10 protein-coding genes are annotated in these 13,285 nt (G+C 39.0%); 6 read left to right on the top strand and 4 right to left on the bottom strand.

Annotated features, from left to right (window positions below; translation table 11 throughout):
* Both QNJ66_RS24265 and QNJ66_RS24260 read left to right on the top strand, forming a co-directional pair.
* Window positions 1–2,308: hypothetical protein (locus QNJ66_RS24265; protein WP_300511222.1), on the top strand; the 2,308-nt coding region annotated here is incomplete at its 5' end.
* Between the two features lie 75 nt (window positions 2,309–2,383).
* Complete coding sequence (locus QNJ66_RS24260) at window positions 2,384–5,641, top strand: hypothetical protein (protein ID WP_300511221.1); 3,258 nt, start codon at window positions 2,384–2,386, stop codon at window positions 5,639–5,641.
* Here QNJ66_RS24260 and QNJ66_RS24255 read toward each other — a convergent pair.
* The 3 genes from QNJ66_RS24255 to ntcA are packed head-to-tail and all read right to left on the bottom strand — an operon-like array spanning window position 5,628 to window position 8,203.
* Window positions 5,628–6,044 carry a pre-16S rRNA-processing nuclease YqgF gene (locus tag QNJ66_RS24255; protein WP_300511220.1) on the bottom strand — a complete coding sequence of 139 codons (417 nt, stop codon included), beginning with the start codon at window positions 6,042–6,044 and terminating at the stop codon, window positions 5,628–5,630. The two genes, QNJ66_RS24260 and QNJ66_RS24255, sit on opposite strands and share 14 nt — an antisense overlap.
* The gene (locus QNJ66_RS24250) at window positions 6,041–7,501 is read right to left on the bottom strand and encodes a DUF3084 domain-containing protein (protein WP_300511219.1); all 1,461 of its coding nucleotides are present in this window, start codon (window positions 7,499–7,501) and stop codon (window positions 6,041–6,043) included. The genes QNJ66_RS24255 and QNJ66_RS24250 overlap by 4 nt, the downstream gene beginning before the upstream one ends.
* A 24-nt stretch (window positions 7,502–7,525) precedes the next feature.
* Window positions 7,526–8,203 (bottom strand): global nitrogen regulator NtcA, encoded by a 678-nt coding sequence (gene ntcA / locus QNJ66_RS24245; RefSeq protein WP_300511218.1) that lies wholly within the window; start codon window positions 8,201–8,203, stop codon window positions 7,526–7,528.
* 430 nt (window positions 8,204–8,633) lie between these two features.
* On the opposite strand from ntcA, the gene QNJ66_RS24240 reads away from it, so the two are divergent.
* From QNJ66_RS24240 to QNJ66_RS24230, 3 genes are all read left to right on the top strand, one after another.
* Window positions 8,634–8,774 carry a ribbon-helix-helix protein, CopG family gene (locus tag QNJ66_RS24240; RefSeq protein ID WP_300511217.1) on the top strand — a complete coding sequence of 47 codons (141 nt, stop codon included), beginning with the start codon at window positions 8,634–8,636 and terminating at the stop codon, window positions 8,772–8,774.
* Window positions 8,775–8,902: 128 nt separating this feature from the next.
* A complete protein-coding gene (fabI, locus tag QNJ66_RS24235) occupies window positions 8,903–9,682 on the top strand; it encodes an enoyl-ACP reductase FabI (protein ID WP_300511216.1) in 780 nt (259 codons plus the stop codon).
* A 614-nt stretch (window positions 9,683–10,296) separates the two neighbouring features.
* Complete coding sequence (locus tag QNJ66_RS24230) at window positions 10,297–11,769, top strand: calcium-binding protein (RefSeq protein ID WP_300511215.1); 1,473 nt, start codon at window positions 10,297–10,299, stop codon at window positions 11,767–11,769.
* Between the two features lie 66 nt (window positions 11,770–11,835).
* Here QNJ66_RS24230 and QNJ66_RS24225 read toward each other — a convergent pair whose 3' ends face one another.
* Window positions 11,836–12,888, bottom strand: coding sequence for a TIGR03032 family protein (locus QNJ66_RS24225; protein ID WP_300511214.1), 1,053 nt, complete (start codon window positions 12,886–12,888; stop codon window positions 11,836–11,838).
* Window positions 12,889–13,156: 268 nt separating this feature from the next.
* Between QNJ66_RS24225 and QNJ66_RS24220 the strand changes: the two genes are divergently transcribed.
* On the top strand, window positions 13,157–13,285 hold a 129-nt coding region (locus tag QNJ66_RS24220; RefSeq protein WP_300511224.1), incomplete at its 3' end, for a helix-turn-helix domain-containing protein.

The raw sequence follows: 13,285 nt of genomic DNA, 5'->3' as shown, positions 1-13,285 counted from the left end.
TCAAGCTGATGGTTCATTTTCTGAATATATTAATACGAGTTCTCATGGCAGTTTTCTTTCTGATACAACGGGAAAAGATTTAGGAGGGTTTGCTGATATAAATGGGGATGGAAAACAAGATTATGTAGTGGTTTGGAATGATGGTGGGAAAAGGAATCTTGCTACTTATTTAGCGACAAAAGACCTCGAAAATCTCCGCAATAAATATTACCCCGCCTTATCTGACGCAACCACCCTTTACAACCTGCAACAACAAATAAGCGACGAACTCACCAACTCCCAACAAGAACTAGAAACCCTAAAAGCTCAAATTGCTCAAAAACAAGCCAATGCAACCGCAGCCTTATCTCAAGCAGACTGGTACGAAGAACAAGCAGAAATACACTGGGACTTAAGCCGAAAAGCTGGCCCCACTTGGACGGAATCACGTAGTTATAAAAAAAGAGGATTCTTTGGTAGTAAAAGAAAATGGATAGCTATTACCCATGTGGATCACCATTGGATCATCTGGGATGCTTACACCAAACAAGCAACCAACCTGAGAAAATACTCTGCCAACCTAGACCAAGAAGTTATCGAAGATAGCCAACAACAAAACCTTACCGACCAACTGATCACCCAATGGCAAGAAGCTAACCAAGCTGCTGATGAAGCCGAACTGACCCTAGATCAATTTATCGCTGAACTAGAACTATTAGAAGCGCAACGGCAACTCCTTCCTGAACAAGAGGCACAACTAGAAACCTTTTCTGAGTTACTCCCCACCCTCCAAGAACAACTAGCGATCGCTGAACTGGCAGCAGATGAAGCCAAAACCAACACTGGTATACAACAAGTTGAATATGACAACAGTAGTCAAACCTATCAAACTGCCCTCAATGATGTCCTAGAAAAGAAAGCCACCCTAGACACCAATACTCAAAACCTGCTGCAACAAATAGCCAATACTCGCGCCTGGGTTGAACAGCAAACCCTTTCCCTCGATACCGAACTCTCAGAAACTGTTGCGCTACAGTTAGAACTGCAAACCGAACTAGATGAGATCGCCTCTCAACCCGTCACCCCCGAAACTGAAACTAAAACCATTCAACTACAACAATCAATCGATCTCTTAAACCAAAAACAGATCATCCTAACCGCGCAACAAACCGCCCTGACTCAAAAAATAACTCTTTTAGAAGCACAAAAAACCGTAGTTGAAACCGAACATCAACTATTGCTATCCACCATAGACAGTCCCGACAGCGACTATAGCAACCTCGAAGAACAACTCTTAGACGCACAAAACGCCCTGGCCGAAGTCCAAGAACTGGCCCAACAAGCTGAAGCCACTAGCATCGCTTTAACTGCCTCTATGGAAGACTTACAAGCATTTCTAGAGGTGCAGAACGACCAATATTTAAACGAAATACAAGCCAAACAGTCAACCCTGCAACAACTTCTTGAGACTACCGAACTCAAAGAAAACTATACCCTTCTTGCCACAGAAAAACAGTTAGAACTCAACACCCTGGAAACTCAACTACAAACCCGTTTGATAGAAGCAACCGAAGCTGGAAGTATTGAAGCTGCCTACCTTTTAACTGTTGCGCAACAGAACAACTTCGCCACTGCTGCCGAAATATACTACCGTGACTATCGGGACTTAATGACTGATACAGGAGGAGGTTGCGCCGGAGGTATTGCTAGACCAGATGATGCGGTCAAAGCAGACTATTATTACAACGAAATGCTCAAATATCGGGCATTACAGGAACAAGCGCAACAACAGGCCGATCGATTTGCCATAGTTAAAGAAGCTGCCGAAGATCAAATCGATCTCATCCAACAACAACAAGCGATCGCCCAAACAGAATTTAATGATATTCAAAGCAGTATTAATAATACTCAAGAAGACATAGAAAGCTTACAGCAACAGTTAAATATTGCCGAACTAAGAATAGATGCCCTCGAATATCTGAGAAACTGGACAGAACAAACCCTAGTCCAACTGCTGCAAGTAGAACAATTAAATTTAGCCCAAGCTACCTTAGAACAAGAGTTCGCAACACAACGACAATTAGGCATTGATGAGACTATTACCTCCAAATTTGAGAAGCAACAAGCAGATATTACCAGAGATCGTGCCATTGCTACGGCAAAACTGGAACAATTAAACCAATTACAAGCCGAAGACGCACTACAACAAGCATTAAACGACCTAAGAACAGACTTAGGACTGCAACCAATAGAAGATATAGCAGTCGCCAAAGCTATTAGGACATTTTTCTGTTCCCTGTTCCCTGTTCCCTGTTCCCTTAAAATATAATTTATGTGTCCTAACTAGCCTGTCTATTGCTATATTATTCAACAAGCCGAATATAAAGGGCAACTAGCAGGTATTTTGAGTGAATTAGAAACAATTCAAAATCAACCAGAATTACCCCCCAATATTCAAACCATTCTGGCAGAAACCACTGCCGATATACACGACGCATTACAAGGAAAAGAAGCCGAAACTATACAAGAAAATCTCTTAAATAGTGCCAACGCCTTAATAAGCGAAGCTAATGAATTACAAACAGAAATTACCAAATTCGACGCAGAAGAAGCCCAATTATTAGGTATATTAGAACAGTCTCAAACAGACCTACAAGGAGCAACCAAAGCCCTCTACGACGAGATTATTATAAGTCAGGAACTAGGAGAAGAAACTGATGAGATTAACCAAGAATACTTACAAGTTTTATATGAGATTGGTTATGCAGAAGGTGCGGTTGATTTATCCAGTGAATTAGCCAAGCAATCTAAAGACATTTTAAATCAGATTATTGATGGAAGAATACAAGAAAGAAAAGCCAGAAAGAAAGCATTTGTTAACGAATTATTAGGGACAGTTACCTTAGTTTTAAGTGTAGCAGCAGCAGTAATAACAGCAGGAGCATCTTTAGGAGCAGGGGAGTTAGTTCGCACCGGACTTAGTGTAACATTAAGTTCAATTAGTGCTGGAGTTAGTGCAGTTCAAGCTGCTTATAATGGTGATTGGAGTGCGGCTATTTTTAATGCAGGAATAGCCGCATTAGGTTTTGCTCATGTAAGTGAGGTTAAATTCCCTACGAGTCTTAAAATAGGTGGTGTTGATGACTTTTTAGATGTTCAAAATGTTGCCTCAAGTGCTTATAATGGTTATCAATCTTTTGATGCAGGAGACGGTTTAACTGGATTTCTCAATATAATTAATGCAGCTTTACCTATAGGATTACCAGAATATAATTATTTATCTCAAGCAGCTTTAAGTATTAATAGTGGTGTGCAATTAGCAGAAGAAGATGAATGGTTAGCTGCTACTTCTAGCTTTTTAAATGCTGTTGTAACACTAGGAAAAAATTTAGAGTTTATTGAGGATAATCCATTTTTAGAAGAAATGACAGAGATTCTTCGTTCTGTTGAATTATCAGTTAACTTAGCAGCAGGAATTGAAACAATAACAGATGATGGAAGTTTAGAAGGATGGTTACAAGGAATTCAACAAATAGCTAACGGTGCAATTAATTATATTAAATATGAGCCACCTAAACCTCCAAGTATTTCTCTTGAATCTATTGATAAAGACATTATCGAGAAATTAGCCCTTGATAAAATAGAAAATGACAAAAATTTATCATTGTTAAGTGCTGAAGAAGTAGAAGAATATTTGTCTAAAGTTATAGAGAGAATTAAAAATTATGATGGAGAAATACCGTCTGATTTTTCATCTAAAGAAGAATTTCAACAAACCTTTTTGAAGAATTTTATATTCAATCCTAAAGTAACAGCTACACAACTTGTTAAAGTAGAAAATTTGACTTTAGAAAAGTTAGGAGAAGAAGATATAACTGTTAAAGCTATTAAACAAAAATATGGAGATACTTATAAAGATTTCTCTGCTCATAAAACTGGAATAGCTTATTTACACTTTTTAACAGGTCAAACAACTGAAAAATTATCAGAATATTTACCAGGTTTAGGAATTACAGGAATTGTAACTGATAGTGGCTTTAACTTAAACATACAAGCAACTTTTAGTGATAAATGGAGAACAAGAACTGCTATACATGATATAACTGACACTCTTCAGGGAGTTTTTAAGAAAGAAAAAATTGATGTTGAAAGTTGGAATAAATCAGTTTTTGGAATTTCTAATAAAGTTTTATCCGCAATAGGAGGAGTTGGAATACCTGGGACGTTTGAAGAACTTTTTGATTTTGATTTAGAAGGAACAACTGGTTTAGTTGATATTTTATTTAAGTTAACCCTTAAACCTATCAATTGGGTTACAGAACAAATAGATCCTCTTATCATTGATTTAGATGATAATGGAATCAACCTCATTAATCTTGATAATTCCTTAATTCGGTTTGACTTTGATGCTGATGGTTATGCTGAAAACACCGCATGGGTATCACCCGAAGACGCTATTCTAACCCTAGACTTAAATCAAGATGGAACGATTAATAATATTACTGAAGTCTTCTCCGAATACTTTAACGATGGTTCCCCTAACTCTGGTTTAGACGCATTAGCAACCCTAGACAGTAACCAAAACGGTATTATTTCCGCAACAGATACCCAATTTAATCAAATACTCGTCTGGCAAGATATTAACCAAGATGGTATCAGTCAACCCGACGAACTGAAAACCTTAAACGATCACGGTATCACCAGTATTAACCTTAATGGGATCACTGAAGACATAATTTTGACGGGTAACGTTATCCGTCAAAGTTCAATATTCAATCGTAACGACGGAACAAGTGGCCAAATATCTGATGTCGCTTTCCTCGTCACCCAAACAGGTTTCAAAGTTAACCAAACCGACACAGGAATAGAAATATTAGCCGAAGATGACACAGCAGTATCCCTGTTTATCCATGAAGACGAAACAGGGTTAACCCTCAACCTCGCAGATAATAACCTACAAGTTGCCATAGGAAACACTGGTAACGACTATCTCTATACCACAGCAAATGATGATATCTTCCTCTCAGGAGAAGCAGGAGATGACACCTTATTAGGAAGTGACGGAAACGACTGGTTAGTAGGAGATGAAGGAAGCGATCGCTTAGAAGGTAACACAGGAGATGACTTACTATATATCGATGCAGAAGATACCTTTATTGATGGAGGAGACGGTACAGATATTGCGATCGTTACCACTATTGATGCTGTCACCCTCGACTTAGGAAACGCTAACCTAGAAATGGTTATAGGTAACGACGGAGAGGACACCTTTACCCACTCTGGTAACTACACTGTTGTCATGGATGGAGGAAACGGAAACGACAACTTAACCGGAGGAAGTAACGATGATGTACTCAATGGAGGAGATGGCAATGATATTATCACAGGGGGACTCGGTGGAGATATATTAACTGGAGGCAATGGTGCAGATATCTTTGTTTACAATACCCTAACACACTCTACTGTAACTAATCCTGACACTATTACTGATTTTGAGCTAGGAGTTGATTTGATTGGGTTAGAGGATGGTTTAACCTTTGGTTCTTTGACTTTAACTGATGTGGGTGATGATACTTCTGTGATGTTTAATAATCAGGAGTTGGCTATTCTTAAAGGTGTTCAATCTACCAATTTAATCAGTAATAATTTTACAGTCTATTAAAATATCGTTCAATTAATAAAATAGCAACAATATCATCGATAGGACGAGGAGGATTGCGCATTCCTTGGGGAAGCAGACGCATTAAACCTTGAGGGGGGTACATTTCCCAATAGCGATCGCGCGCTTCTAGGGTACTATTTCTTTCGTCTATAAGTTCAATGGGAACAGACAATAATAACTCTTTTTCTAACCGTTGTTTCCACTGTTTAGAGGTGGTTTGATTCCCCATGACTAACAAGTTAATAGAAAACTGTTCAATCAAGGTATTGAGGGTTAAAATAGCTTGAGAAGACTCAACAACTTGATGATAATAAATGTTTCCCTTATTATCAGTAATAGCCACACCACATTTATCCCTTCCTGGATCAAATCCTAATATTTTAGATAAGTTTTCTTGATTCATAATTCTCCATATGTTTCTACAATAATGTCTCCGTCTCGAATCCCTAATAACTTTAATTTGAGTGGTCCAATAGTTTTGCTATCTTCCACAGCAATAGCTTTTAATTCATCTAATCCATCCTCAGATTGCTTAATTTTTTCTATGAAATCCACAATAGTTTTCAGTCTACCATCTCCCACTTGAATTCCCCCCAAAACTCCAGAACGACGAGCGCGGAATTGAGTAGCAGAAAGCAGTAAATCTAACCTTTCTTGGATAATTTCATCGGTCAATTCTAAAGAGTCCATCGAAATAATAGCAATAGTTTCTCCCTGACTAAAAATTTTCTGATTGAGAGCAATATCAGCAAAAACTCTCACTTCTTTTTCTCCTTCCACATAATTACCAGCAGCAATAATTCTCACAACATATTCTTGTCCGTCTTGTAACTTTTTAACTAATTGTTGAACCTGTCCTTGAGTAATTTTAACAACTCTTTCATCCGCTTTAATATTCTCTTTTCCCACTAATTCTATGGCCGCTCTATTGGCCTGTCTTAGTAGTTCATCCACCACATCAGTCCCCGCTTTTGGTTCCACTAAACGCACTGCACCAATAGATAAAACTTGACCTCTAACAATAGCAATTTGTCTTTCTCTCAACTCCTGATAAGTTTGATAATACTGTTCTAAAACTGCCACTTGTCTTTGTAAATAACTAGATTCTCTTTCCAATTGTTTTAAACGAACTTCTCTTTCTCTAAGAGCCTGATCTTTTGCATCAATAGCTTGATCAAGTTTAGTAATTTCAGCATCTCTGCGATTAATTTCTGCTTGTAGGGTACTTTGTTGTTTTTCTAAACTTTGAAGGCGTTTTTGTCGTTCATTTAAAACACGAGTTTGTTCAGCAATTTGAGCTTTCCCTTTAGTTAATTCTTCATCCCTTCTACTAACTTCCTGTTTAAGTTGATTAACTTCTTGATCCAATTCTATTTTGTCTTGTCTCAGTTCCTTTCTTTCGTTAAGTAGGGTTTCAATATCGGCTTTTAATTGAACCGCTTGACCAGAAACCGATTTAAGTTGTTCCTTAGCTTGATTAAAATTATTATTAGTGGTTTGTAACTTTTGTTCAACGGTTTCTTGTTCTTCTTGTGTCTGTTGTAGTTTCTTTTCAACCTCTTCTTTATCAGTACTTAACTGTTCCAAATCAGCCTTAGCAATGCGTAATTGTTTCTGAATTTCATCTAGTTGAAACAACCCTTCTCTCAGGGATTTACTAAAAGCGAGCAAAATCCCAAAAGTCAAAGCCGCGATTAAAGTTCCTGTAAAAACAGTTACCACCACCGCAGTTTGTTTAGGGCGTAGATTACCGATGGTTAATCTTGCCTTTCCCACCTTGCTGCCCAAGCGATCGCCCAATGCTGCGATTAAGCCCCCTAAAATGAGAATCGATAGAATGAGGATATAAGCACTGGTCATTCGCTTTTCAAGTTAACAACAAGGTTAGGCAAATTGCTGAGAGAGGGCAACCGGGTTATGAACAGTGATTTTTTTCTTGTGAATAGAAATCATCTCTTCTTGGCGTAAATCTCCCAGAAGACGAGTCACTGTCACACGGGTTGAACCAATGGCCTCAGCGATGGCCTGATGGGATAATTTTAAATCAATGCGAATCCCTTCTGCAGTAGGTACCCCAAAGTCTCGACATAAAATTAACAAAAAACTGACCAAACGCGATCCCATATCTCGGTGAGCAAGGGTTTCGATCATCATTTCTGTTTGCAAAATCCTTGAGGATAGACCCTGGAGCATTAAAATAGACAAATCAGGGTGACTTTTGAGAGCTTGTTCAACTTGTTCAATGGGAGACGACAATAACTCCACAGGGGTAAAGGCCACCGCGTGGTAAAAGCGATCCGAGCGTTGTCCCGTAATGAGAGACAGCACCCCAAAGACACTATTTTCTCTCAACAACGCTACAGTAATTTCTTCCCCTGCTTCGTAAACCCGAGAGAGTTTAACCGCTCCTTTGAGTAAGAAATAGACTCTTTCTGCGGGATCACCAGGAAAAAAAATGGTTTTCCCTCGATCAAAAGCTTCAACAACAGGGGGATACGCACCGCCACTAATACGTTGGAAGACGGCAGCTAAAGGTTTATCTTGTGGTACAGACAATTCCATCACACTTTAATACAACACCGAAAAAATAAAGGGACCGACAATAATAAGGATAATTTCTAGTCCCAGATAAAAACAACACTTTAACGTATCTTCAAAGGTTTTTGCTACATTTTGCTTCACAATATTGTTAGTGACGTTCTCCCTTAGGTAAGCTGACGCTATACCGAGGGCTTCCCAACCTCGCGGATAGGGCTTCCTGTTTCGCAGGGAGTGCAACCACTTAACCCTCCGCAGGCAGAAACGATAAGACCCACCGCCTTTTTGTACTGAACAATTCTGTACTCATCTAGCTCCCTAAAGACTTTTACCGTTTCACGGGTTAACTAGAACTTCTGAATTGAACCCCATAGTCTTTGTCGTTTTCATGGTGCTATCAGGTGCGTATTACCGCCACTCTTGATATAATCAAGTTAACACATAAAGGCACACAATGACAAGAGAAAAACGGATAGTAGTTCGTGTAAATCAAGATGAGTATGAAAAAATTAACCGATACGCTAAAAGCAAAGATTTATCTGTTGCTGAAATCATTCGAGATTACATCAAGCGTTTACCGAAAAACCCTGATTAATAGGATATTTTGTCAAACTCAAGCCTAGTATCAGCGCGTTATTTAATCCAATTTTCTTTCATAAAGCCACCATTATGAAACAATGGAGGTTGATTCGGCAGAAACTTTGCCCATTTGTCAAAATAATTATGTTAGATTTAACTGGAAAGAACGCGCTAGTTACAGGAATTGCTAATAATCGCTCTATTGCTTGGGGAATTGCTCAACAACTCCACGCAGCAGGAGCCAATCTAGCTGTTACCTATTTACCAGATGAAAAAGGGCGTTTTGAGAAGAAAGTTCGTGATGTGGTTGAACCTATCAATCCCTCTCTTATTGTGCCTTGTAACGTCCAAAATGAAGCGCAGGTGGAAGAAACGTTTAAGGCTGTTGCAGACACTTGGGGAAAACTCGATATTTTGATCCACTGTCTGGCTTTTGCGGATAAAGCAGGGTTAGGAGGTGATTTTAGTGGTGTTTCTCGGGAAGCTTTCAGTCAGTCCCTAGAAATTAGTACCTTTTCTCTAGGAAATATGGCTAAATACGCTAAACCTTTAATGACAGATGGCGGCAGTATTGTTACTTTAACCTACCTTGGAGGGGTGAAAGTGATTCCTAATTACAATTTAATGGGAATAGCTAAAGCTGGCCTGGAAATGAGTGTACGCTATTTAGCTTCTGAACTCGGCCCTAATAAGATTCGGGTTAATGCCATTTCCGCCGGGCCTATTCGTACTTTAGCTTCTTCTGCGGTGGGTGGTATTTTAGATATGATTCGCCATGTGGAAGAGGTTGCCCCTTTAAGACGCACCGTAACACAGTTAGAAGTGGGTAATACGGCCGCTTTTTTGTCCAGTGACTTAGCTAGTGGTATTACTGGTCAAGTTCTTTATGTCGATGCCGGTTACGAAATTATGGGTATGGGATAATTAGTTTAGCTAAAAAAAGTTAACAGTTAATAGTGACCAGTGACCAGTTAATTTGATCGGTTTCTGGTCATTTTTTTATTATTTCGGTTTTACAGCAGTTTTCATTTGCATAGCTTAAAACTGGAAAACCTTCCTACTCTCTGCCTTCTCTAACTGCTATTAGGGAACGGGTAACAGAAATAATATATATTTTCCTATCCTTACCATAGATTGCCTTATAATTAAGCTTTTACTAATAATTCTTTACAAATAATTAGGCCAATCATTGCCCTGATTATTTGGCTTTATAAGCAAATAAATGGCTTAAGTAGCTATTCATATTGAATTTACCCTATAGAATCAGAAGGAATTTGTCGTTACATTTCTTGACAAAATCAAGAAACATAACTTAAACTTATTTAAAGGATCTAGTGTAAATACTTAAGGGTTAATCAGTGAAAACACTTAAGTAGTCGGACACAAGTAAGTAGCACTATGTTAATAAAACATTAACCACCCTCAAACCCTTACTTTTTGCCTGTTTCCTGTTCTTTGTTCCCTTCCTTAATCGTTAACTTTAAATATTTCTGACTACTTAACTTTAAAAATTCAAAACTGTAAATCTAGATTAAATTATGGCTAACATTTTCGGGACACTGTTGAACGATAACCTTTTAGGAACTGTCTTCGATGATTTCATTTTTGCCGATGATGGGGATGATACTATCAACGGTGGCAGTGGTAATGACACCCTTGATGGATGGAATGGCAATGATACTATCAACGGTGGCAGTGGCAATGATTTCATTCTAGGATTTACCGGGAATGACACCATGAATGGGGGTTCTGGCAATGATACTTTGCTTGGTGAACAAGATAATGATGTTCTGATTGGCAGCACAGGTAACGATACACTCGATGGGGGTACTGGAACCGATACCGCCGACTATAGTGGTTTAGGAACCGCTATTACCTTGGAATCTCAAGGTGTGGTTAATAAAGGGTCTGCTGGAACCGATCAAATTGAAAATATCGAAATCATTAAAGGTGCCATTGGCCAAGCAAATACCATTGATGGTTCTACCGGAACGGGCCCAACCTCTTTTAATGTAGACTTATCCCTTAATAGTCTGACCGTTAATGGTATTCCTGGTTTAGGTAACGTTAACTTTACCGTGGAAAACTTTGTTAATGTTACAGGAACCGATGCTGGCGATAACATCAGAGGTAATAGTCAAGGTAATGTCCTCAGAGGTGATGCTGGTAATGATTTCATCTTTGGCGATGATGGGAATGATACTATCAACGGTGGCAGTGGTAATGATACCCTCGATGGATGGAATGACAATGACATCATTAATGGTGACAGTGGCAATGACTTGTTGTTGGGATGGTTTGGTAATGACACCATGAACGGTGGTTCTGGGAATGATACCCTGCGTGGGGAACAAGACAATGATGTTCTCATTGGTAGCACAGGTAACGATACCCTGGATGGGGGTATTGGTACGGATACCGCTGACTATACTGGTTTAGGAACCGCTATTACCTTGGAATCTCAAGGTGTGGTTAATAAAGGGTTCGCCGGAACCGACCAACTTCAAGGTGTGGAAATCATTAAAGGTGCCATTGGCCAAGCAAATAAAATTGATGGTTCCACCGGAAACGGTCCAACCTCTTTTGATGTTGACTTATCCACCAACAGTCTGACCGTTAATGGTATTCCTGGCTTAGGTAACGTTAACTTTACCGTAGAAAACTTCGTCAATGTTACAGGAACCGATGCTGGTGATAGCTTAACGGGAGATAGTCAAGGCAATATTCTTGAAGGTGGTCTTGGTAATGATACCTTAACCGGCGGTCTAGGTGCTGATGTCTTTGTCTTTAATTCTCTCTTGGAAGGAATTGATATTATTGAAGACTTTGAATGGCGAGAAGGAGACAAAATCGAGATTTCTGGGTCTGGTTTTGGCGCAACTTCTACCAATCAATTTAATTTTGATTTTGGAACGGGTGCCTTATCTTTCTTAGGAACACAGTTTGCTCAACTCAATAATATTCAGTTATCTTTCGACTTTATTCCTGCCTTCGATATCGATATAGTTTAGGTTCAAACCAAAGGGATAGATGTTAAGTTTGTAGGGGTCAACGGCAGTTGACCCCTACGTGAATATTTACGGTAAAGTATAGGAATTATTGATTAAATCATTGCCAATATCGAGAATTTCAGGAAAACGAACCCCTCGCAGGACTTGTACCGCAAATATCTCTTGTACCGCAGCTTCAAACCTCAAAAAAGCAATAGTTTGAGCAGTTTCAATATTTACCACCCAGACCCCACAAATACGTTCATCTAACCTTTGTGTGAGAGGAATACCGCTAAATACCGCAGTCTCTCGTACTTGTGATAGACCAATAAATGCTAAAGGGCCGCAAAAATCCAATCCTCGTGTAAATCCTGGTAATTGGACAAGGGTTTCTAACTTTCCAGATTCGAGATCAACCTTTGCTAAACTACCTTGACCAGATTCCAGAATCCAGAGGCGATCGCGGTACCAACGGGGAGAATGAGGCATAGATAAATGGGTAATAATGGTTTCTCCTGTTTCAATATCCAGCAAAATACCCCCATTAGCCTTGTTTTTTCGCCAACCCCCTGCCATATCTGTCATTCCCAAAGCTGTAACGTATTTTGGTTTACCATCAACCATAGCCAAACCATTGAGGTGACAACGATCTTCTGCTGCTAAAGCACTAATAAAAGTTGGTTTCCAGCGCGCAACAAAACTATTCTGTTGATCCAGAGTACATAAACAAGAGAAACCAGTATTAATAAACCAGAGTTCGTCATCACCCCAGTTCATTTCATGAATATCAATGTCTCCGGTTATGTGGATATTCCGTGGTACATAACAAGCATCATGTTTATTAGGGGGATTCAATTTTTTACTAAGGGCAGGAATATTCTGAAATTGCCAAATTTGATTCCCTGTCCCCACTGCTATTTTTTCTGGACTAGCGGCAATACCCATGGGTTTTTCATAGAGACGGAAATGGGTATTAATCACGTCACCATCAGCACGAATAAGAATTAATTTGCCTACTTGGTAGGTGGAAACAATGAGAGAAGAGCCTAACTTTTTCAGAATTTGGGGCAAGTTAGTAGTATGAATGCTGCGGAGTGGTGAATCAGAAGAATTAGAAGGATTTTTAGGAACTGAAACCATACTACTTGGATAAGCTTGAAAGATTAAAGATTTATGATAATTAACGTAATTTATTTATCCATTATCCATTGATAACCTATTTATATGGAACTGGTGGCGGTTTATTTAATGGTGGGACCACAAACCTTACCAACTAACACGGGCAGCGCAAAGCTCCCATTTTTCAAGTGGGAGATGTAGCGCAACACTGGTAATTTATTGCCCGTGAATATTTCTTAATAAACGTTATTATGATTACTAAGTGTGTTATGATAATAAGATGATAACGATGACCTACGATTTTAAGCTCAAGCCTAAAAAGTCTCAAGTCCAATTAATTGAGATGTATCTTGAAACGTGCAGAAAAGTTTATAACTATGCACTTCGAGAGAGAAAAGATTGGGTTAATAGTTGTAAG

This window comes from Crocosphaera sp. (assembly GCF_030064895.1).
In the GTDB taxonomy this organism is placed as follows: Bacteria; Cyanobacteriota; Cyanobacteriia; order Cyanobacteriales; family Microcystaceae; genus Crocosphaera.
The sequence above is the reverse complement of the archived record's forward strand: the minus strand, read 5'-3'. Positions and strand labels throughout refer to the sequence as shown.

Coding starts and splice junctions, on each gene's coding strand:
- fabI (WP_300511216.1), top strand. CDS start 8,903: ATGTTAGATTTAACTGGAAAGAACGCGCTAGTTACAGGAATTGCTAAT.
- QNJ66_RS24255 (WP_300511220.1), bottom strand. CDS start 6,044: ATGAATCAAGAAAACTTATCTAAAATATTAGGATTTGATCCAGGAAGG.
- ntcA (WP_300511218.1), bottom strand. CDS start 8,203: ATGGAATTGTCTGTACCACAAGATAAACCTTTAGCTGCCGTCTTCCAA.
- QNJ66_RS24240 (WP_300511217.1), top strand. CDS start 8,634: ATGACAAGAGAAAAACGGATAGTAGTTCGTGTAAATCAAGATGAGTAT.
- QNJ66_RS24230 (WP_300511215.1), top strand. CDS start 10,297: ATGGCTAACATTTTCGGGACACTGTTGAACGATAACCTTTTAGGAACT.
- QNJ66_RS24250 (WP_300511219.1), bottom strand. CDS start 7,501: ATGACCAGTGCTTATATCCTCATTCTATCGATTCTCATTTTAGGGGGC.
- QNJ66_RS24225 (WP_300511214.1), bottom strand. CDS start 12,888: ATGGTTTCAGTTCCTAAAAATCCTTCTAATTCTTCTGATTCACCACTC.